Annotated in this window: 15 protein-coding genes and 20 tRNA genes; 31 read left to right on the top strand and 4 right to left on the bottom strand. The window is 47.4% G+C overall.

From position 1 onward, the window contains the following. The first annotated feature begins 488 nt into the window (after positions 1–488). The 25 genes from MHB72_RS17070 to MHB72_RS16950 all read left to right on the top strand — a co-directional run bounded on the left by MHB72_RS17070 (position 489) and on the right by MHB72_RS16950 (position 10437). Positions 489–564, top strand: a tRNA-Val gene (locus MHB72_RS17070). A gap of 15 nt (positions 565–579) precedes the next feature. Beyond that, positions 580–655 (top strand) — tRNA-Thr (locus MHB72_RS17065). 81 nt (positions 656–736) lie between these two features. Then, positions 737–812, top strand: a tRNA-Lys gene (locus MHB72_RS17060). Between the two features lie 7 nt (positions 813–819). Continuing rightward, positions 820–904 (top strand) — tRNA-Leu (locus MHB72_RS17055). Between the two features lie 15 nt (positions 905–919). After that, positions 920–991, top strand: a tRNA-Gly gene (locus MHB72_RS17050). A gap of 11 nt (positions 992–1002) precedes the next feature. Continuing rightward, positions 1003–1079: transfer RNA gene (locus MHB72_RS17045), tRNA-Arg, on the top strand. Positions 1080–1087: 8 nt separating this feature from the next. Next, positions 1088–1164, top strand: a tRNA-Pro gene (locus MHB72_RS17040). A 6-nt stretch (positions 1165–1170) separates the two neighbouring features. Beyond that, positions 1171–1243, top strand: a tRNA-Ala gene (locus tag MHB72_RS17035). A gap of 25 nt (positions 1244–1268) precedes the next feature. After that, positions 1269–1342: transfer RNA gene (locus MHB72_RS17030), tRNA-Met, on the top strand. A gap of 5 nt (positions 1343–1347) precedes the next feature. Then, positions 1348–1424: transfer RNA gene (locus MHB72_RS17025), tRNA-Ile, on the top strand. A 7-nt stretch (positions 1425–1431) separates the two neighbouring features. After that, positions 1432–1524 (top strand) — tRNA-Ser (locus MHB72_RS17020). A gap of 26 nt (positions 1525–1550) precedes the next feature. Next, positions 1551–1627 (top strand) — tRNA-Met (locus MHB72_RS17015). Between the two features lie 22 nt (positions 1628–1649). Beyond that, a tRNA-Asp gene (locus MHB72_RS17010) sits at positions 1650–1726 on the top strand. A gap of 9 nt (positions 1727–1735) precedes the next feature. Further along, positions 1736–1811 (top strand) — tRNA-Phe (locus MHB72_RS17005). 22 nt (positions 1812–1833) lie between these two features. Then, positions 1834–1909 (top strand) — tRNA-His (locus MHB72_RS17000). A gap of 8 nt (positions 1910–1917) precedes the next feature. Beyond that, positions 1918–1991 (top strand) — tRNA-Gly (locus MHB72_RS16995). 12 nt (positions 1992–2003) lie between these two features. After that, positions 2004–2080, top strand: a tRNA-Ile gene (locus tag MHB72_RS16990). A 6-nt stretch (positions 2081–2086) separates the two neighbouring features. After that, positions 2087–2161 (top strand) — tRNA-Asn (locus tag MHB72_RS16985). A 1-nt stretch (position 2162) separates the two neighbouring features. Continuing rightward, positions 2163–2253, top strand: a tRNA-Ser gene (locus MHB72_RS16980). A gap of 12 nt (positions 2254–2265) precedes the next feature. Further along, positions 2266–2337: transfer RNA gene (locus tag MHB72_RS16975), tRNA-Glu, on the top strand. 184 nt (positions 2338–2521) lie between these two features. After that, entirely contained in the window at positions 2522–4402 is a 1881-nt protein-coding gene (gene glgB, locus MHB72_RS16970) for a 1,4-alpha-glucan branching enzyme (protein WP_216919710.1), read from the top strand. Next, a complete protein-coding gene (locus MHB72_RS16965) occupies positions 4399–5538 on the top strand; it encodes a glucose-1-phosphate adenylyltransferase (protein WP_216919712.1) in 1140 nt (379 codons plus the stop codon). The genes glgB and MHB72_RS16965 overlap by 4 nt, the downstream gene beginning before the upstream one ends. 26 nt (positions 5539–5564) lie before the next feature. Then, positions 5565–6593, top strand: coding sequence for a sugar phosphate nucleotidyltransferase (locus MHB72_RS16960; RefSeq protein WP_023855807.1), 1029 nt, complete (start codon positions 5565–5567; stop codon positions 6591–6593). After that, entirely contained in the window at positions 6590–8071 is a 1482-nt protein-coding gene (gene glgA, locus MHB72_RS16955; RefSeq protein WP_023855808.1) for a glycogen synthase GlgA, read from the top strand. The genes MHB72_RS16960 and glgA overlap by 4 nt, the downstream gene beginning before the upstream one ends. Next, the gene (locus tag MHB72_RS16950) at positions 8032–10437 is read left to right on the top strand and encodes a glycogen/starch/alpha-glucan phosphorylase (protein ID WP_105979991.1); all 2406 of its coding nucleotides are present in this window, start codon (positions 8032–8034) and stop codon (positions 10435–10437) included. The genes glgA and MHB72_RS16950 overlap by 40 nt, the downstream gene beginning before the upstream one ends. 27 nt (positions 10438–10464) lie before the next feature. Here the strand turns inward: MHB72_RS16950 and MHB72_RS16945 are convergent, their stop codons facing one another. Further along, the gene (locus tag MHB72_RS16945) at positions 10465–11217 is read right to left on the bottom strand and encodes a TraR/DksA C4-type zinc finger protein (RefSeq protein ID WP_023855810.1); all 753 of its coding nucleotides are present in this window, start codon (positions 11215–11217) and stop codon (positions 10465–10467) included. A gap of 107 nt (positions 11218–11324) precedes the next feature. Beyond that, on the bottom strand, positions 11325–12257 hold the full coding sequence (locus MHB72_RS16940) for a 1,4-dihydroxy-2-naphthoate polyprenyltransferase (RefSeq protein ID WP_216919714.1): 933 nt from the start codon (positions 12255–12257) through the stop codon (positions 11325–11327). Between the two features lie 268 nt (positions 12258–12525). Between MHB72_RS16940 and MHB72_RS16935 the strand changes: the two genes are divergently transcribed. The 6 genes from MHB72_RS16935 (at position 12526) to menC (ending at position 19966) form a co-directional block, all read left to right on the top strand. Next, positions 12526–13950 (top strand): isochorismate synthase, encoded by a 1425-nt coding sequence (locus MHB72_RS16935; RefSeq protein ID WP_023855811.1) that lies wholly within the window; start codon positions 12526–12528, stop codon positions 13948–13950. Next, entirely contained in the window at positions 13947–15689 is a 1743-nt protein-coding gene (gene menD, locus MHB72_RS16930; protein ID WP_216919716.1) for a 2-succinyl-5-enolpyruvyl-6-hydroxy-3-cyclohexene-1-carboxylic-acid synthase, read from the top strand. Before MHB72_RS16935 ends, menD begins: the two co-directional genes overlap by 4 nt. Then, complete coding sequence (gene menH / locus MHB72_RS16925) at positions 15677–16498, top strand: 2-succinyl-6-hydroxy-2,4-cyclohexadiene-1-carboxylate synthase (RefSeq protein ID WP_025810960.1); 822 nt, start codon at positions 15677–15679, stop codon at positions 16496–16498. The genes menD and menH overlap by 13 nt, the downstream gene beginning before the upstream one ends. Before the next feature lie 13 nt (positions 16499–16511). Continuing rightward, positions 16512–17330 carry a 1,4-dihydroxy-2-naphthoyl-CoA synthase gene (gene menB / locus MHB72_RS16920; protein ID WP_020452693.1) on the top strand — a complete coding sequence of 273 codons (819 nt, stop codon included), beginning with the start codon at positions 16512–16514 and terminating at the stop codon, positions 17328–17330. 77 nt (positions 17331–17407) lie between these two features. Beyond that, complete coding sequence (locus MHB72_RS16915) at positions 17408–18844, top strand: o-succinylbenzoate--CoA ligase (RefSeq protein ID WP_216919719.1); 1437 nt, start codon at positions 17408–17410, stop codon at positions 18842–18844. 12 nt (positions 18845–18856) lie between these two features. Beyond that, positions 18857–19966 (top strand): o-succinylbenzoate synthase, encoded by a 1110-nt coding sequence (gene menC, locus MHB72_RS16910; protein WP_020452691.1) that lies wholly within the window; start codon positions 18857–18859, stop codon positions 19964–19966. 161 nt (positions 19967–20127) lie between these two features. Here menC and MHB72_RS16905 read toward each other — a convergent pair whose 3' ends face one another. Together MHB72_RS16905 and MHB72_RS16900 are read right to left on the bottom strand one after the other, a co-directional pair. Further along, complete coding sequence (locus MHB72_RS16905) at positions 20128–20319, bottom strand: hypothetical protein (RefSeq protein ID WP_020452690.1); 192 nt, start codon at positions 20317–20319, stop codon at positions 20128–20130. A gap of 26 nt (positions 20320–20345) precedes the next feature. Continuing rightward, entirely contained in the window at positions 20346–20507 is a 162-nt protein-coding gene (locus MHB72_RS16900; protein WP_075212789.1) for a DUF1540 domain-containing protein, read from the bottom strand. Positions 20508–20523 lie beyond the last annotated feature (16 nt).

Genomic DNA, 20523 nt, shown 5'->3' with positions numbered 1-20523 from the left:
AGTGAAACTCATGCAAATAGAGGAGCAAAAGATGGATGTTCCGGAAAAGGGATTTTGAGGTATTGAACAGTTTTAAAATTGACAAATGAAGGCATATATTTTGAGCCGTACAACACTCATTTTCAAAACACGCCGCTTGGTATTAAGAGTTGGGATAGAGAGAGTCGAGAAGCCAAATACATTGCTTATCGCTCGAAAAGGACTTAAAATTGTTTTGAAAAAATCAATTCGAATACAAATTTGCTATGGGGAAAAGACAGGAATTCACGGAGCGTCTGAAGAACCTATTATAAGCAGTACATAGGGATAAATGTTGCTCTGAAGCTTTTGATGCAATATACGGATTAAGCGCAACGATGTGTGCACATTCGTCTTGTTATGATAGAATAAACTGAAAATAAAATTTTTTTAATATAGCCTTTACAAATGGGTGTATTCCCGTATATAATAGTCCTTGTCAGATCGAGAGTTACTCCAACAACTGACGAGGAGGATTAGCTCAGCTGGGAGAGCATCTGCCTTACAAGCAGAGGGTCGGCGGTTCGATCCCGTCATCCTCCACCATTCATTTTGGAATGGGCCGGTGTAGCTCAATTGGTAGAGCAACTGAATCGTAATCAGTAGGTTGGGGGTTCAAGTCCTCTTGCCGGCACCACGATTTTATGATACAATATAAAAGTTGCTGAAAAAAGACAGATAGCTTTCGAAAAAGTCTTCAGTTTTCATTGCAGTATTGGAGCCATTAGCTCAGTTGGTAGAGCATCTGACTTTTAATCAGAGGGTCGAAGGTTCGAGTCCTTCATGGCTCACCATTTTCATGCGGATGTGGCGGAATTGGCAGACGCGCTAGAATCAGGCTCTAGTGTCTTTTAAAGACGTGGGGGTTCAAGTCCCTTCATCCGCATTGCCAATCTATTTTGCGGAAGTAGTTCAGTGGTAGAACACCACCTTGCCAAGGTGGGGGTCGCGGGTTCGAATCCCGTCTTCCGCTTGATCATCTATGCGCCCGTAGCTCAATTGGATAGAGCGTTTGACTACGGATCAAAAGGTTAGGGGTTCGACTCCTCTCGGGCGCGCCATTATATAACGGGAAGTAGCTCAGCTTGGTAGAGCACATGGTTTGGGACCATGGGGTCGCAGGTTCGAATCCTGTCTTCCCGACCATTATTTGGGGCCTTAGCTCAGCTGGGAGAGCGCCTGCTTTGCACGCAGGAGGTCAGCGGTTCGATCCCGCTAGGCTCCACTTTGTTATCTTTAATATTCACCATGGCGGTGTAGCTCAGCTGGCTAGAGCGTACGGTTCATACCCGTGAGGTCGGGGGTTCGATTCCCTCCGCCGCTATTAAAGGACCTTTAGCTCAGTTGGTTAGAGCAGACGGCTCATAACCGTCCGGTCGTAGGTTCGAGTCCTACAAGGTCCACCATTGTTACGGAGGAATACCCAAGTCTGGCTGAAGGGATCGGTCTTGAAAACCGACAGGGGTGTCAAAGCCCGCGGGGGTTCGAATCCCTCTTCCTCCGCCATATATCTATATTATTGTTTTGATCATCGCGGGGTGGAGCAGTTCGGTAGCTCGTCGGGCTCATAACCCGAAGGTCGCAGGTTCAAATCCTGCCCCCGCAACCAAATTTAAATTTATTGCCAAAATGGTCCGGTAGTTCAGTTGGTTAGAATGCCTGCCTGTCACGCAGGAGGTCGCGGGTTCGAGTCCCGTCCGGACCGCCATTTAATAAAGGCTCGGTAGCTCAGTTGGTAGAGCAACGGACTGAAAATCCGTGTGTCGGCGGTTCGATTCCGTCCCGAGCCACCATTTTACAATTTTATATATTGCGGCGGTTGTGGCGAAGTGGTTAACGCACCAGATTGTGGCTCTGGCATTCGTGGGTTCGATTCCCATCAACCGCCCCATGCGAAATGCGGGTGTAGTTTAGTGGTAAAACCTCAGCCTTCCAAGCTGATGTCGTGGGTTCGATTCCCATCACCCGCTCCATTTGCATATCATGGGCCTGTAGCTCAGCTGGTTAGAGCGCACGCCTGATAAGCGTGAGGTCGATGGTTCGAGTCCATTCAGGCCCACCATGATATTCCGCAGTAGCTCAGTGGTAGAGCTATCGGCTGTTAACCGATCGGTCGCAGGTTCGAATCCTGCCTGCGGAGCCATGGAGAAGTACTCAAGTGGCTGAAGAGGCGCCCCTGCTAAGGGTGTAGGTCGCGTAAGCGGCGCGAGGGTTCAAATCCCTCCTTCTCCGCCATTTTTTTAATAAGGCCCGTTGGTCAAGTGGTTAAGACACCGCCCTTTCACGGCGGTAACACGGGTTCGAATCCCGTACGGGTCATCATGTTAAACTCTGCATCATTATGATGCGGAGTTTTTTTATGCCTGTATGACTTCAGTCAATGTTCAAAAAGGATATTGTTGAACTTTGTCAATAAAAAGAAGCGCTTTCATGAAAGGGATCAAGCCATATTATGCGAATAAAAGAGTAATCTTTAAATATAGTGGCAGAAAGGATGAAATCAATGGCTGGTGTGAGTGCCTCGGATATTAAAGCGCATCTCTTTCATGACGGTCGGCTTTATGAATGCTACAGATTTTTCGGCGCTCATCAAATGGAACAGGACGGCCGCCAAGGTTTTCGCTTCTGTGTTTGGGCCCCTCATGCGAAGGAAGTTCGAATCGCCGGAACGTTTAATGGCTGGTCCGGTGCCCGGCATCAAATGGAGCGTCATCAGGAAGGCATATGGGAACTGTTTATCCCCGGCATAGGAGAAGGGGAGCTGTATAAATATGAAATGATCACAGCCGCAAATGAAACAAAATTGAAGGCCGATCCCTATGCTTTTTTTTCTGAAGTCAGGCCGAAAACGGCATCGATCACTTATCAATTGGCCGGATACCCATGGGGCGACCGAAAGTGGCAAAAGAAAAAGAAACAAAAAAACGTATATGAAAAACCGATTTCCATCTACGAGCTTCATGTCGGTTCGTGGAAAAAGAAAGCGGATGGGCGTTTTTTCACATACCGGGAACTGAGCGAAACAGTCATTCCTTACGTTAAAGAACACGGATTCACACATATCGAGCTGATGCCGTTGACAGAGCACCCGTTTGACCGTTCATGGGGCTATCAGACAACGGGGTACTACAGTCCAACGAGCAGATATGGCGAACCGCATGACTTGATGTATTTTATCGATCAGTGCCATCAGCATGAGATCGGCGTTATTATGGATTGGGTTCCCGGCCATTTCTGCAAAGATGACCACGGCTTGTATTTGTTTGACGGTATGCCGCTGTATGAATATTCACATGAGCATGACAGGGAAAATTGGGAATGGGGGACCGCCAATTTTGACCTCGGAAAACGAGAAGTTCGCAGTTTTTTAATCTCGAATGCGTTGTATTGGATCGAGATGTATCATATAGATGGATTTCGAGTCGATGCAGTTGCAAACCTCCTGTATTGGCCAAACCGTCCTCAGGCTGAAGCGAACGGCTTTGCCGTCGAATTTATTCAAACTTTAAATGAACAGGTTTTTGCAAAAGATCCCCACTTTTTAATGATTGCTGAGGACTCCACAGACTGGCCGCTTGTGACGCATCCGACCTATGCAGGCGGTCTCGGGTTTAATTATAAGTGGAATATGGGTTGGATGAACGATGTATTAACCTATATGGAAGCTTCCCCAGAACAAAGAAAACACCTGCATCATCTTGTTTCATTCTCCTTAATGTATGCCTACTCAGAAAATTACATCCTGCCGTTCTCCCATGATGAAGTGGTATACGGCAAAAAGTCTCTGCTTCATAAGATGCCCGGCGATTACTGGCAGAAATTCGCCCAGTACCGCCTGCTGATCAGTTATTTTACGCTGCACCCGGGAAAAAAACTTCTCTTTATGGGCGGTGAGTTTGCTCAATTTGATGAATGGAAAGACGAAGAAGAGCTCGATTGGTTCTTGGACGATTTTGACATGCACTGCAAGGCCCGGATGTTTACAAAGGAGGCTCTTCACCTCTACAAAAAAAGCCGTATTCTGTATGAAAATGATCATCGGCAGCAAGGATTCGAGTGGATTGACGTCAACAATGCGGAACAGTCGATTGTATCGTTTATCCGCTATGGAAAACAGCCCGGTGAAGCGTTGATTATCGTCTGCAATTTTACGCCTTCCGTTTATCACGAATATCAGGTCGGCGTCCCTTTTCAAACCGAATATATCGAAGTGCTTAACAGCGATGATGTAAAATACGGAGGTTCACACCAAATCAACCCGAAACGCCTTCAAGCAAAAGCAGGCGTTCTGCATGGCAAACCATACAGCATCAGCATGACAGTCCCTCCGCTGGGAGCTGCGGTTTTCAGAGCAGTCAAAAAGAGAGGAGCGAAAAAGGGATGAAAGAACAATGTGTGGCTATGCTTTTGGCTGGCGGCAAGGGAAGCAGGCTGAATGCCTTAACGAAAAACCTCGCAAAACCGGCCGTTCCATTTGGCGGCAAGTACAGAATCATCGATTTTGCCCTCAGCAACTGCGCCAACTCGGGAATTCATCATGTCGGTGTGCTGACTCAATACCAACCGCTTTTATTAAACTCATATATCGGCATCGGCGAGCCATGGGATCTTGACCGCAATGACGGCGGGGTCTCCATTTTGTCCCCTTATGCAGAAGCGTCAGAAGTGAAGTGGTACAAAGGAACGGCAAGCGCGATTTATGAAAACCGCCATTTTTTAAAAGAGCTTCAGCCTGAACATGTACTCATCCTATCAGGAGATCATATCTACAAAATGGATTACGGAAAAATGCTCGAATACCACGTGGAGAAACAGGCTGACGCCACCATTGCCGTCATCGAAGTGAGCTGGGCAGAAGCCGGCCGTTTCGGTATTCTTCATACGAATGACAAGATGGAGATTACAAGCTTCGAGGAAAAGCCGAAGTACCCGAAGAGCAACTTGGCATCGATGGGTGTCTACGTTTTCAAATGGAGCGTGCTTGAAGAGGCGCTTGAACGCGATGAAAAAAAATCCGGCTCAAGCCACGATTTCGGTAAAGATATCATACCGGCTCTTCTCGAGGAAAAAAAGAAGCTGAACGCTTATCCGTTTAAAGGGTACTGGAAGGATGTCGGTACGGTCAGAAGTTTATGGGAAGCTAATATGGATCTGCTTGGAGATCATCCTCCACTTGACCTGTTCGAACGGAACTGGCGGATTTATTCCGTCGCTCCGAACCTACCGCCGCAGTTTGTTGCCGAGCAGGCGGACATCAAAGAATCGCTCATTAGCGAAGGGTGCGCCGTATATGGGGCTGTCACCCGTTCGGTTATCTTTCAACGCGTTGCAATCGGCAGACATTCCGCGATCAAACGTTCAGTCGTGATGCATGACGTTTCAATTGGAGAGCATGTTGAGATCGAAAATGCTATTGTATCGGCAGGAATACGAATTCCGGACGGATTTCACGCGAAGGCGGAAGATGGCGAAATCCTGCTGATCACAGAGGAATATGTCAAAAAACATAAGGTTGTTTAAACAACACGGAGAGGCGGATGGTGCCAATGAATAAACAAATGCTGGGGATTATTGATGCAGCTGTCAACCAGCACTCTCTTCAGGATTTAACGGCCGGACGTTCGATCGGAGCCGTTCCGTTTGCAGGAAGGTACCGGCTGATCGATTTTGCGTTGTCAGGCATGGTTCATGCAGGCATTCGGAGTGTCGCTGTATTTTCCAAGTCTCCGTACCGTTCCTTGATGGATCATTTAGGATCGGGAAAAGAGTGGGATTTAAACAGGAAAAGGGACGGTCTTTTCTTTCTTCCGTCTTCGATTCCCCATGATGAGCATGTCGGGCTTGGTTCGTTTCGGCAATTTGCCGAGCATCTCGATTATTTTCAAAGAAGTACTCAGCCATATGCTGCTGTGGCAAACAGCTATACGGTCTGTCACATTCCTTTTCAAGAAGTGCTCAACCAGCACCTTGAATCTGGGTGTGATCTGACTGAAGTTTGTCAAGAAGGAAAACCTTTAGGTTTGTATGTCACGAAAAAAAGTCTGTTGAGGGAGATGGTTGAAGGGCATTGCGCCGGAGGAGCGCAATCTTTTGAGGAAGTCTGCCGGAAAGAGCGTGGTTCGCTATCCGTCAACAGCTATGAGCATTCGGGGTATACCGCCGTGATCGACTCTCCTGAAAGCTACCTTTTTCATAGTTTGAACCTCATCCAGCCTGTGTTTCGGGAGCAAGTCTTTCATATGAGCCAGCCTGTCTACACAAAAATAAAAAACGATCCTCCAGTAAAATACGCTAAAAACAGCAGGGTAAAGCAATCGATTATCGCTAACGGCTGCGTCATCGAAGGCGAGGTTGAAAATTCGGTCTTGTTCAGAGGAGTTCACGTAGGAAAAGGAACGACCATTAAAAACAGCGTGATTATGCAAAAAACAAGGATTGGAGAAAACTGCCGACTGGAGCACGTCATCTGCGACAAGGATGTCAAAGTCGGCCATCATATCGAAATGTCCGGCACTATGAGCCTCCCTTTCATCATAAAAAAAGGAGCCGTACAAGGAGCGCTGATGAACTCTTGAAAGTCTTATTCGCTGTCTCTGAATGTGTGCCGTTTGTTAAATCAGGCGGGCTCGCCGATGTCGCCGGTGCGCTCCCGAAAGAACTCGCCCTTTTAGGAATAGAAACGGCTGTCATGATGCCGAAATACAGCTTGATTGCGGAAGATTTCAGAAGAAGGATGGTTAAAACGGCTGAATGCGAAGTTCGCGTCGGGTGGCGCAGGCAGTTTTGCGGCATTGAACACCTTGAACATGACGGAATTTCTTATTATTTTCTAGATCATGAGTATTATTTTAACCGGGATTCCCTCTACGGCCATTATGATGATGGAGAACGGTTTGCTTTTTTCTCGCGGGCCGTTTTGGAAGCATTATACGCGCTGAATTTTGATGCTGATGTCATCCATACCCATGATTGGCACGCAGGGATGATCAATTATTTATTAAAAGAGGAATATCAAAAAAAACCGTTCTATCAGCGCATGAAAAGCGTATTCACCATTCATAACCTTCAATTTCAGGGAATTTTTCCGAAGGAAGCGGTCCATGACTTGCTCGGCCTTGACATTTCCCACTTCACAACGGAAAAGCTCGAGTTTTATGGACACATCAATTATATGAAAGGCGGCATTATTGCCGCTGACCGGGTGACAACGGTCAGTCCGACGTACAGCAATGAAATTTTGACTCCATACTACGGCGAGCGGCTTGAAGGGGTGCTGGCAGACAAGAAGGATGTGCTTACCGGCATTTTAAACGGGATTGATGATGAGCTGTACGACCCTTTAAATGATCCTCACATCGATTATCATTACGATGCCGTCAACCGTGACGGAAAACGGAAAAATAAAGCTGTGATCCAGAAGACATTCGGTCTGCCGGTGAATGAAGACATTCCGCTCATCAGCACGGTGACAAGGCTGACGAAGCAAAAAGGCATCGATTTGATCAAGCGGGTATTGCACGAACTGTTTCAAGAAGAAGACATGCAGCTGCTCGTTTTAGGAACCGGAGAAGCGGAATATGAAAATTATTTTCGCTATATGGAGCAGGCTTTTCCGGAGCGGTGCAAGGCGTATATCGGTTTTCATGAACCGCTCAGCCGCAAGATTTATGCCGGCAGCGATCTTTTCCTGATGCCTTCAAAATTCGAGCCGTGCGGTCTTGGGCAGCTGATTGCCCTTAGATACGGAGCGGTTCCGGTTGTCAGGGAAACAGGCGGGCTTCACGATACAGTGACCGCTTACCAGGAAACAAACGGTGAAGGCAACGGTTTTACGTTCGCCCATTTTAACGCCCATGATATGAAGTATACGATTAAAAGAGCACTGTCTATATATCACCGGAAAGAAGAATGGGGCAGTATCGTTCAAAAAGCCATGACACATGATGTCAGCTGGGCTTTGTCAGCCCGTCAGTATCAGCAGTTATACAGCCGGGAGATAAAGGGGGAAGCGCCATGTTCTCGTGTAAAGAAAGCTTTAAACAATGCTTTTTGAAGCGTCTTGAACGGTTGTGCGGAAAAAGCTTTCGGGACTCTTCTACGCTTGACCAGTATCAGACGCTCGGCATCATGGTCAGGGAACATATCAGCGCAAACTGGATCAGGACCAATGAAAGGAGCCGCTCCAACCAAAATAAACAGACCTATTATTTATCGATTGAATTTCTTCTGGGCAGACTGCTCGGCCAAAACCTGCTCAACCTCGGCGTCCGTGAAGTTGTCCAAGAAGGTCTTTCCGAGCTTGGCATTTGTCTTGAAGACATCGAAGAGGCCGAAATGGATGCAGGCCTTGGCAATGGCGGATTGGGCAGGCTCGCGGCGTGCTTTTTGGATTCACTGGCTTCGCTCGACCTTCCCGGGCATGGGATGGGGATTCGCTACAAGCATGGCTTTTTCGAACAAAAAATCGTTGACGGTCATCAAGTCGAACTGCCTGAACAATGGCTCAAACATGGGTACGTCTGGGAAATCCGCAACGCCGATCAGGCTGTTTGTGTTCGTTTCGGCGGGCGGGTCAAGATGGCGCAGGAAGGAGGGCGCCTCCGCTTTTGGCAGGAAGAAGCGGAAGTGATGACAGCCGTGCCTTACGACATTCCGATCATCGGCTATGAGACCGAGACGGTCAATACCCTCCGGCTGTGGAATGCGGAGCCTTGCTCGCTCCATCATGAACCGAATATTTTGAAGTATAAGCGCGAGACAGAAGCTGTATCTGAATGCCTGTATCCGGATGACACGCATGACGAAGGCAAGATTCTCCGTTTGAAACAGCAATATTTTTTAGTATCGGCAAGCCTGCAAAGCATTGTGAAATGCTATAAGAAAAATCACCCGTCACTCCATGATTTTCATCAAAAAGTTGCGATCCATATCAATGACACCCACCCCGCTCTGGCTGTGCCGGAATTGATGAGAATTTTGCTTGATGAAGAAAAAATGACGTGGGATGAAGCGTGGCATGTTACCGTACATACGATTTCATATACGAATCATACGACGCTTGCCGAAGCGCTGGAAAAATGGAGGATCGATTTAATTCAACCGCTTCTGCCGAGAATTTTTATGATCATTGAGGAGATCAATGAGCGGTTTTGCGGCTGGCTGTGGGAAAAATACCCGGGTGAATGGGGAAGGATCGAAAAGCTAGCCGTCATCGCCCACGGCGAAGTGAAAATGGCCCATCTGGCGATTGTCGGAAGCTACAGTGTTAACGGCGTAGCCAACATTCATTCAACCATATTAAAAGAGCGGGAAATGAACGACTTTTATTCTGTATTCCCTTTTAAATTCAATAATAAAACGAATGGCATCTCACATAGAAGGTGGCTGTTAAAGGCAAATCCGCCGCTGGCGAACCTGATAACTGAAGCGATAGGAGACAGGTGGCTGAAAGAACCGGAAAGCCTCTTGGATCTTCGTCCGTTTGTGCACGATTCCGCGTTTCTTGAAGCATTTCAGCGCATCAAAAGGGAACGAAAGCAGCTTTTGGCAGACATGATGAAAGGCAGCATCGGATTCGCCATTAATCCTGACAGCATCTTCGATGTTCAAGTCAAGCGTCTCCACGCTTATAAGCGCCAGCTTTTAAATGTGCTCCATATCATGTACTTGTACAACAGGCTGAAGGAAGACAAAGGCTTTGCCATTTATCCGCAAACATTTATTTTCGGGGCAAAAGCATCGCCGACTTATCATTATGCCAAAAAGGTGATCAAGCTGATCCATTCAGTCGCAGATAAAATCAATCATGATCCGGATGTCAGACAATCGATCAATGTCATCTTTCTGGAAAATTACCGGGTATCAACCGCCGAGCGTATCTTTCCGGCGTCAGATGTCAGCGAGCAAATATCTGCGGCAAGCAAAGAAGCCTCCGGTACAGGAAACATGAAGTTCATGATCAATGGGGCTTTGACGATCGGCACGCATGACGGCGCCAATATTGAAATGCTTGAGAGGGTGGGGCACGAGTGTATTTACACGTTCGGTTTAAAGGCGGATGAAGTGCTGAACTACACTGAAAAAGGCGGCTATCTGTCAAGGGAATACTATCAGCATGATGCAAGGATCAGACAGACGGCCGATCAGCTGATCAATGGTTTTTTCGAAGGGGAAGCCGGCGAATTTGAGCCGATTTATGACTCGCTGATCGCTTATAATGATGAATACTTTGTTTTAAAAGATTTTGCTTCTTATATTGAAGCGCAGGAACGGATTCAAAAAGACTACTTGAATAAGCGTCTTTGGGCCGAAAAAGCCGTCACAAACATCGCGCATGCCGGATATTTTTCAAGTGACCGCACGATCAGGGAGTATGCGGAAGACATTTGGGAAATTGAGCCGTATCACCGCCGAATTTAAAAACGCTAAGCCCCTGACCCGCGGGGCTTAGTCTTCTTCAGTATAAGGATCCTTTTCATAAGCCGGGAGATCACCGAAAGAGGTCATGATGCCTTCTTCATCAAGAAGGTCTTCATATTTTTCGTGTTCTTTCGTCGGGTAGACGGTTACTTCTTTTCCGGTAATGTCTGTTGCGGCATAGTTTTCGTAATCTTCGACGTATCCGAGCGGCTCTTCATATTCCATGTACATCTGGCTGTATGAAAGCGGCGGAACGGCCAGATCCTGAGGTGTTTCAGAATTGCCGTAGCGTTCGACGTCCTGGTAAGCGTCTTCTGAATCGTATGCGACGTTTTCGTCGTCTTCGTCTTTTTCAAAATGTCCGAACGGGGGGTTCAGCACTTCTTCTTCAATCGGACGGTCTTTTGAAACGGAGACGGTTGACGAATGTTCGCTGCACGTCGTTGCGGTTGGCAGTACGGACAGCCTTTCATACGGGATATCCTTTCCGCATACTTCACAGCGGCCGTATGTTCCTTTTTCGATCAAAGCCAGAGCATGTTCGATATCGTGCAAATGCTCTCTTTCATGTTCAAAAAGAGCAAGATCTTTTTCGCGTTCGTACAGTTCTGTACCTTCATCTCCTGGATGGTTGTCATAAGCCGAAAGATCGCCCGTCGAGTTGAACGGATGCGTCACATCGATGCCAAAATGTCCGTTTTCTTTAAAGCGGCTGACGATCTGTTCTTTCCCGGCTTTCAGTTCATTTTCGAGTTTTGTCAACTGTTCTTTTGTTAGCACATGCATCGCCTCGTTTCTTTAAAGTGCTCGCGTTTTTAGTATGAACGAATTCAAACAGAACTTTCTTGTAAATAAAAGCAAAAAAAAGAGCCGTAAAGGCTCCTTTTTTAAAAAATATACTGAATGAGCAGGGCAATGGCGAGCAAAAGGCCGAAAAAGGTGTTCGTCTGCGCCGTTGATTTCATGGCGACCATCAGATCCGCCGGTTTTTCTTTTTCCTTGAACTCCTGGATGGCTTTAATCGGTTTCGGCAGGCTTAATAGAACAATACAGCTCCACAGAGAAACGATCTCAAAGCCGATGTATATACCGATCAATATATAGGAAACAGCAAAAACCCAGCTCAAAATCTGTACGGCATTTTTTCTTCCAGCCAAAATCGGCAGCGTCTTCCTTCCGTTTTCTTTATCTCCGACCATATCGCGGATATTATTGGAAAGATTGATGCCTCCGACTAAAATCGTAATCGGAATGGAGATCAGAAAGACGTTCCAAGTCAGCCCGCCAGTCTGAATATAATATGAAATCAGAATGATGACCATTCCCATAAAAACGCCCGACATAATTTCACCGAACGGCGTATAGGAGATTGGAAACGGTCCGCCCGTATAAAGATAGCCGACGGCCATGCATACCAATCCGATCAACGCAAGCCACCAGCTTGAAGAAGCGCAGATGTACAGGCCGAGTAAAACGGCTGCTCCAAACAGTCCGTATGCCAGGTATAATACCGTCTTTGGCTTCATTCCATAGCGGACGATAGCACCGCCGATGCCGACCGAGTTTTCATTATCAAGTCCTCGTACAAAATCAAAATACTCGTTGAATAAGTTCGTTCCGATTTGAATTAATATTGATGCGGCCAGCATAGCTAAAAACAGCCAGATATCAATTTTTCCCGATTCAAGGGACATTACGGTCCCGAGCGTTACAGGGACAAAGGCTGCTGTCAGTGTATGGGGTCTTGTTAACATCCACCATACGCGCCATTTTTCCGGCTTTATTTCAGAAACACTCCCTGAAAGTGATTGATGCTGCATATAGTATGACTCCTTTAGTTTTAATACGTACACGTCCATACTAAGTTTAGAAAAAGTTAAAAAAGGTGTCAATATAATGGGTGATATTGTTAGAAAAAAAGCGGCCGTCCAGCAATTCAAAAATATTAAATGACCTTGTCTTTTTCAATCGGCCGATTACGTTTATAATAGGTAAGGGCAGTTGTTAATAAAGTGTCGTTTTGTTGACACATACCGTTCACAGGTGTATGGTTATAAAAGCATTTTACGGATTTTGGAGGAATGTATCATGGTGACAACAGTGCAGCGCACTTTCCTAAGGGAAGCGCCTGAAGCATTAAACATCGTCAAAAAAGTCAACCATGCTGTTTTAATAAGTTATTCCAGAAAAATTGAGAGCATAGATGCTCTTTCCTTTTTCATAAATGGGGAAGAACAATTTGCCGGGAAACGGTTCTTCTGGTCTGATCCCGACGGCGGACTGACGCTTGTCGGATTGGGAAAGGAAATTTCGGTTTCCACAGACCTGAAGGATGCCGGACGTTATCAGGCTGTACATGAAAAATGGGAGCGCTTAAAAGAGAAAACCTTTCACTTCCACGAAGATCAATGCACGAGTCAGGCAGCGGTGGGGCCATTGCTGTTTGGCGGTTTTTCATTTGATCCGCTGGAAGATCGCAAGCAGCATTGGAACGGCTACCAGGAAGGCGCTTTTTTTATTCCTACCGCTATGCTGACACAGGACGGAGAGGAAACGTTCATTACGGTCAATAGATGGAAGGCTCCTGAAGAGGATGTGCGCAAAGTACTTGAAGAAATAAAGGGTGCTGCTTCACAGCTGATCAAGGCGGACGCTTCCCGTTATCCCGAAAACGGTCATGCGCGATTTACCGCCAAGGAGGAGCTTGATGTTCCTGAATGGCTTGAAGCGGTCCGGCGGGCGACTGACGACATTAAAAACGGGAAGTACGATAAAGTTGTGCTCGCCAGAGAGATCCTTTTAACGTTCGACCAGCCAGTCGAACTTCACAGAGTATTATTCAATCTGATGTCTGAACAAAAAACGAGCTATATTTTCGCTATTGAAGAAAACGGCAAAAGTTTTGTCGGCGCGTCACCTGAACGACTGGTCAAAAAAGACGGAGACAACGTGCTGTCGACCTGCCTTGCCGGTTCAATCAAGAGAGGCGAAAGTGAGCAGGAGGACCGGATGCTCGGTCTTGAGCTGTTAAACGATGAAAAAAACCTTATCGAACACGACATTGTCGTCAATATGATTCATCAGGCGCTATTGTCAAATTGCAGCAATATCAAAAAGCCGGCCAAGCCGGGACTGTACAAAACAAAAAATGTGCAGCATTTGTATACGCCGATTGTCGGCAAAATGAATGCGGAGTCCTCGCTTTTTGATTTAATCGAGAAGCTTCATCCAACTCCTGCACTTGGAGGAGCGCCTCAGCAAAAAGCGATTGAGGTCATCAGAGTGTTGGAGCCGATGTCAAGGGGCTGGTATGCGGCACCGGCGGGCTGGATCGACATGTCCGGCAATGGGGAATTTGCGGTGGCGATCAGGTCAGGACTTATCGATTCAAAAGAGGCCAGAATTTTTGCCGGCTGCGGGGTTGTGGCTGATTCCGATCCTCATATGGAATACGAAGAAACGCAAATTAAGATGAAGCCGATGCTGTCTGCACTTGGAGGCGATATCCGTTGACTGAAAATCCAATTACAAAATATATAGGGAATTTTATTGATGAGCTTTCTCTTGCAGGCGTGACAGAAGCGGTCATCTGCCCGGGATCAAGATCGACGCCCCTTGCGATTTTGGCCGCGAGTCATCCGGACATCAATGTTCATATTCATGTGGATGAAAGATCCGCTGCGTTTTTTGCAATGGGCATGGCAAAAGCTATGCGGAAGCCTGTCGCATTGATCTGTACATCCGGAACAGCTGCGGCGAATTTCTACCCGGCTGTGATCGAAGCTCATTATTCAAGAATACCGCTTATCATCTTAACGGCTGATCGGCCGCATGAACTGAGAGAAGTAGGAGCACCTCAGGCGATTGATCAGCAATTCTTATTCGGAAACTTTGTTAAGTTTTTCACAGACTCGGCTTTGCCTGACAGTCATCCCGAAATGCTGGCGTACATCCGCTCTTTGGCAGCACGCGCAGCCGGAGAAGCCAAAAAAGCGCCGCGCGGTCCCGTGCATATCAACTTTCCGCTGAGAGAGCCGCTCATGCCGAACCTTGAGGATGAACCGTTTCAAAGGTTGAGAAACGGCAGTCATGTGGCGGTTGAAAGCGGCCGCTTTCGCGCTGACCGGCATCAGCTTGAAGCGCTGAGCGCTCTGATCAAAGAGACGGAAAAAGGCATGATCGTCTGCGGAGAGCTGCAAGATGATAACGCCAAAGCACATATTGTATCCCTCTCTCAGGCAGCGGGATATCCGATTTTGGCTGACCCGCTTTCAAACTTGAGAAACGGCAGCCATTCAAAAGAAACCATCATCGATGGATACGATTCATTATTGAAAGAAGAACAGCTGAAACGGGAGCTCATGCCTGAGCTAGTCATCCGCTTCGGCGCGATGCCGGTTTCAAAGCCGCTTTTTCAGCTGCTAAAGCAAAATCCGAGCATCAGGCAAATCGTTGTTGACCCAGATGGAGGGTGGCGCGATCCGACTCAGCTCAGTGCACATATGCTGCATTGCGCGGAAGAAGAGATTGCGGCTGCTGTGGCTTCCGCTGTCCATTCAGAAAAAAGATCAGGCAGCTGGCTGGAGAAATGGCGGTTTGCCAACAGCCGCTTCCGAGCTCTTTTAAGAAATCTTGAAGCTGAGGATCTTACCTTTGAAGGAAATATCTACCGGAACCTGCAGCATTTGATTCCGGAAAACAGTTCCCTGTTTGTCGGAAACAGCATGCCGATCCGCGATGCGGATACATTTTTTGAAAATCAGGAGCGATCATTTCGGATTTTCGCCAATAGAGGGGCAAACGGTATTGACGGCGTTGTCTCGACTGCGCTGGGCATATATGCCGCAACGAAAGAACCGGTAACTCTTGTCATTGGCGATCTGTCTTTTTATCACGATTTAAACGGCCTTCTTGTCAGCAAAACGCTCCACATTCCGCTGACTGTCGTTCTTGTCAACAATGACGGCGGCGGCATTTTCTCATTTCTTCCCCAATCTGCTGAAGAAAGGTACTTCGAGCTCTTGTTCGGAACGCCGACGGGGCTCGAATTCGAGCATGCCGCCAAGCTGTATGGGGGACGCTATGTATGCCCTGAGTCATCCGCTCATTTTGCCGATGCGTATTTGTCCTCCGTCAACCGCCGCGGCTTGGATATCATTGAGGTGAAAACGAAGCGCGATGATCGTGTAGAGCAGCATCGCCGACTGCTTGATTCCGCAATGTATGAAATAAGAAAAGAGTGGCCGTTTTGAAATTAACACTGAAAGACGGCGTTTCCTATAAAATAGAAGACAATGGCCTGTCTGCGGAAAAAACGGCGGTGTTTTTGCATGGCTTTACAGGAAGTGCGGCAACATGGGACGGGATAGACGGCTATTTTCAGGGGCTGCGTCTGATCAAGCTGAACCTGCTCGGACACGGCGGAACAGACTCGCCGGCAGACAGCAGCCGCTACACAACAGAGAAGCAGGCAGCCGATCTGATCGAGATTTTTGATCAGTTAAATGTGAAACAGGCTTACCTCATCGGTTATTCAATGGGCGGCCGGCTTGCCTTATCAGTGGCGATGATTCATCCGGAGCGTGTGTCCGGTCTTGTGCTGGAAAGCAGTTCTCCGGGGCTTGATTCGCCGGAAGAAAGAAAAATGCGCAGGGAGCAGGACAGCCGGCTCAGCAGACGGATACTTGAAGAAGGAATCGAGTCTTTCGTAGATTATTGGGAAGGCATTCCGCTGTTTGCATCCCAGCTGTCAATGGACCCTTCGAAAAGAAAAAAAGTGCGTGAAGAACGTCTGAACAACAATCCGGTCGGGCTTCGAGGCAGCTTAATCGGAATGGGAACCGGATCACAGCCGTCCTGGTGGAACAGATTGAGCGGAATCGATGACCCGGTGCTTCTCATTGCGGGGAGCCTGGATCGGAAATTTATCGCGATCAATGAAAGCATGGCAAAGCGAATTCCAACCGCCCGCCTCGAGATTGTTGAACATACCGGTCATGCGGTTCATGTGGAAGAGCCCGATTTTTTTGGTAAAATAGTAAGTGAATTTATTTTAAAATAGGAGGTACACATCTATGACTGTAGAATGGAAAAGCGAACGTCAATACGAAGATGTATTATATGAAACATATAACGGCATCGCCAAAATCACGATCAATCGCCCTGAGGTACATAACGCATTTCGTCCAAAAACGGTTTCGGAACTGATCGATGCGTTTGCATATGCGCGGGATGATGCCAATATCGGTGTCATTATCCTTGCAGGGGCCGGCGATAAAGCGTTTTGTTCAGGAGGAGACCAGAAGGTAAGAGGACACGGCGGCTATGTTGGCGAAGACGAGATTCCACGTCTGAACGTTCTTGATCTTCAGCGGCTGATCCGCGTCATTCCGAAGCCTGTTGTTGCGATGGTGTCAGGCTATGCGATCGGCGGCGGCCATGTGCTCCACATCGTATGCGATTTGACGATTGCTGCAGACAACGCAATTTTCGGACAAACAGGGCCGAAAGTCGGCAGCTTTGATGCAGGCTACGGATCAGGCTATCTGGCGCGTATCGTCGGTCATAAAAAAGCGCGTGAAATCTGGTATCTGTGCCGTCAATACAACGCTCAGGAAGCTAAGGAAATGGGCCTTGTCAATACGGTTGTACCGCTTGAAAAGCTTGAAGAAGAAACGATTCAATGGTGTGAAGAAATGCTTGAGAAAAGCCCGACAGCACTCAGATTTCTTAAAGCGGCCTTTAATGCCGACACGGACGGGCTTGCAGGCATCCAGCAGTTTGCCGGAGATGCGACACTGCTTTATTACACAACAGATGAAGCGAAAGAAGGCCGCGATGCGTTTAAAGAAAAACGCCGTCCAGATTTCGGACAGTTCCCGCGTTTTCCTTAAAAGACGGAAGAGAGAAACAGCTTAGTGCGACTGAGCTGTTTCTTTTATCATTCAAGATATTTTTTGGAGATGATGATATGCTGATGGACCATCCGAATTGGCTTAAACAGCGAGCAGAGCTGACTCCTGACAGGATGGCTGTGATTCAGGGGGATCACAAGCTGACTTTTAATCAATTATTTCATGAAGCAAAAAAAACGGCCGGGCAGCTGAAGAGCTTTGGTCTGAGGAAAGGGGATACAGCGGCTGTACTTCTCACCAACCGGCTGGAGATGGTTATCGCCGTCCATGCCTGTTTTATTCTCGGAGTTCGCATCGTTTTGCTGAATACGAAGCTGTCAATGGCCGAACGAACATATCAAATTGAACACTCGGAAGCAAAGCTATTGCTTACAGAACAGCCTTTCCTGGAAGAGCATAGAGAGGGCAAGCCGGCCCGCGCTGTTGACATTGAAGACGTTCAAAACGCCGCCGGCCCTTCGGTTACGGAAATCGAGAGCATTCATTTGGACGATGCGGCCACAATTATGTATACGTCCGGAACGACAGGACGGCCGAAAGGGGTTATGCAGACATTTGCCAACCATTATTTTAGCGCGGTTTCATCCGCTTTGAATTTGGGGCTCCAAGAACACGATCGCTGGTTGATCGCCTTGCCGCTTTTCCACATCAGCGGCTTATCGGCTCTTTTTAAATCGGTCATTTACGGAATGACAGTTGTTTTACATCAAAGGTTTGACGCGGAAGAAGTTCTCCGTTCGATCAAAGACAATCAAGTAACGATTGCATCGGTCGTTCAGACGATGCTGTCAAGGCTTGCGGCAAAAGTCGACAGCTGCCCCGAATCATTAAGGTGCCTGTTACTGGGCGGAGGGCCTGCCCCGCTTTCTCTCCTAGAGGAATGCAAAAGAAAGAGGCTGCCTGTCGTACAGTCATACGGAATGACTGAAACGTGCTCACAGATTGCCACCCTCGCCCCAGAATACTCGATTGAAAAGCTCGGTTCAGCCGGCAAGCCGCTGTTTGCATCAAGCATTAAAATCGAAAAGAACGGCACGGAATGCCAACCCGGAGAACATGGAGAAATAACCGTAAAAGGGCCGACCGTTATGAAGGGCTACTTAAAAAATGAGGCGGCAGACAAAGCCTCATTCAATGATGGCTGGTTTAAAACCGGTGATATCGGGTATCTTGACGTTGACGGATTTTTATACGTGCTGGACAGGCGTTCAGACTTAATCATATCAGGGGGAGAAAACATCTATCCGGCTGAAGTCGAGGCCGTTCTTCTGTCACACCCCAAAGTTGCGGAAGCGGGGGTAAAAGGGGTCGATGACAAAACTTGGGGAAAGGTTCCCCACGCCTATCTTGTCGCCGCCAGCCCTGTTGATGAAGAGGAGCTGAGCGACTTTTGCAAAGAACGGCTTGCTTCCTATAAAGTGCCTAAAGCCTTTCATTTTGTCGGCAAGCTGCCGAGAAATGCTTCGAATAAACTGATGAGACATCAATTGTAGAAGGAGAGCGCCATGATTCAAATCAAACAGCTGACATTGTACCATCTCAGCATGCGGCTGAAAAAGCCTTTTAAATCAAGCTTGGAAACCTTTCAGGATCGCAAGTTTATCATCATAGAAGCTGCTGACCGGGAAGGGGTGACAGGCTGGGGGGAAGTATCCGCTTTTTCATCTCCGTGGTACACAGAAGAAACAACGGAGACATGTTACCACATGCTAAAAGATTTTTTGATTCCGGCTGTGCTGCGCGAATCATTCACACACCCTTCAGAAGTGCCCGAGACGCTTCGCGGATTCAAAGGCAACAGAATGGCAAAGGCCGGCCTTGAAGCCGCCTTTTGGGACATTTACGCCAGGAAAAAAGGGATCTCTTTAAGAGAGGCGCTGGGCGGAGTAAAAACAGAAGTTCCTGCCGGGGTCGTCGTCGGTCTTGCTCCATTGGATGATATGCTTGAGGAAATTGAACAATATGTAAAAGAAGGTTATCAAAGAATAAAAATCAAAATTCAGCCGGGGCAGGATATAGAGCTTTTAAAGGAAATACGCCGGCATTTTCCGAAGGTGCCGCTGATGGCGGATGCCAACTCTTCTTATGAATTAAAAGATATCAGCCGGATCAAAGAGCTTGACGCATTTAAATTAATGATGATCGAACAGCCTTTGGCGGATGATGATATCGTAGACCACCGCCATCTGCAAAAACATATCAAAACATCAATTTGTCTTGACGAAAGCATCCGTTCTGCTGATGATGCGCGAAAGGCAATCGAGCTCGGCAGCTGCAAAATTATCAATATTAAGCCGTCCCGAGTCGGCGGTTTGACAGAAGCTCTGAAAATCCATGACATCTGCAAAGAACATCAAATGCCTGTCTGGTGCGGCGGCATGTTTGAAACCGGTATTTCAAGAGCACACAATCTTGCGCTGAGTTCTCTTCCGCAGTTTTTGATTCCCGGGGATCTTTCTTCATCCTCAAGGTATTGGGAAGAGGATATCGTAAAACCGGAAATCCGCATCGAAGGCGGCTATATTCAGGTTCCAAGCCGACCGGGAATGGGCTTTGAAGTGGATACTCATGTTTTAAGAAAGAATTCATCTAAAATAGATGTTTTCAAACAGTAAAGGCTGTTTTAAACGCTGATTTCCAGATTTTTAAGCTTTGTTAAATGGACGGCCTCTCATGTATAGTAAAGCTGTACATTATTCCCTTCTCGTTTGGACCGGCTTTCAAGCCGGTTTTTTTAAAAATATGAAAAGAGCTGCCTTTATGACAGCCCTTTCCTTTAATCGCCCAAAAGCAAATCTTCGTGTACGATCTGTCCGATCAGCCGGTCCGCTTGATCCGGCAGCCCGTCCAGACATCCGTATTCATAATCCCATAAGTTCATGAAGGAGCAGGCGGCTTTTTGAAATGCGGTTTCGTCCGCCCCGTGGATTTCCTGATAAAAAGCCTGTAGCAGCGACTCTTTATTCATGACTGTCCCTCCTTCATTCATCCGCTTTAATGATGTTCAGGTTTAAATGTTTTACAATCCGTTTCTTTGCTATTAGAAGCTTTTTCACCTTCAGCATGGCTGACGACATAAATGGCGTCGGCTGTACACTTGTTTCCCTGGCCCCAATAGGTGCAGTTGCTGACTTCACACAGTATTTTTTGTTCCATATCATTTTGGCCCCCT

The sequence above is a fragment of the Bacillus sp. FSL K6-1284 genome, assembly GCF_038002625.1.
Taxonomy (GTDB): Bacteria; Bacillota; Bacilli; order Bacillales; family Bacillaceae; genus Bacillus; species Bacillus paralicheniformis.
This window is presented reverse-complemented; position numbering and strand designations above follow the sequence as displayed.

What these genes read in the sequence shown, in the direction of transcription:
- MHB72_RS16935 (WP_023855811.1), top strand. Translation starts at nt 12,526, where the DNA reads ATGGTGACAACAGTGCAGCGCACTTTCCTAAGGGAAGCGCCTGAAGCA.
- MHB72_RS16900 (WP_075212789.1), bottom strand. Translation starts at nt 20,507, where the DNA reads ATGGAACAAAAAATACTGTGTGAAGTCAGCAACTGCACCTATTGGGGC.
- menC (WP_020452691.1), top strand. Translation starts at nt 18,857, where the DNA reads ATGATTCAAATCAAACAGCTGACATTGTACCATCTCAGCATGCGGCTG.
- MHB72_RS16950 (WP_105979991.1), top strand. Translation starts at nt 8,032, where the DNA reads ATGTTCTCGTGTAAAGAAAGCTTTAAACAATGCTTTTTGAAGCGTCTT.
- MHB72_RS16905 (WP_020452690.1), bottom strand. Translation starts at nt 20,319, where the DNA reads ATGAATAAAGAGTCGCTGCTACAGGCTTTTTATCAGGAAATCCACGGG.
- MHB72_RS16965 (WP_216919712.1), top strand. Translation starts at nt 4,399, where the DNA reads ATGAAAGAACAATGTGTGGCTATGCTTTTGGCTGGCGGCAAGGGAAGC.
- MHB72_RS16960 (WP_023855807.1), top strand. Translation starts at nt 5,565, where the DNA reads ATGAATAAACAAATGCTGGGGATTATTGATGCAGCTGTCAACCAGCAC.
- MHB72_RS16915 (WP_216919719.1), top strand. Translation starts at nt 17,408, where the DNA reads ATGCTGATGGACCATCCGAATTGGCTTAAACAGCGAGCAGAGCTGACT.
- glgB (WP_216919710.1), top strand. Translation starts at nt 2,522, where the DNA reads ATGGCTGGTGTGAGTGCCTCGGATATTAAAGCGCATCTCTTTCATGAC.
- menB (WP_020452693.1), top strand. Translation starts at nt 16,512, where the DNA reads ATGACTGTAGAATGGAAAAGCGAACGTCAATACGAAGATGTATTATAT.
- MHB72_RS16940 (WP_216919714.1), bottom strand. Translation starts at nt 12,257, where the DNA reads ATGCAGCATCAATCACTTTCAGGGAGTGTTTCTGAAATAAAGCCGGAA.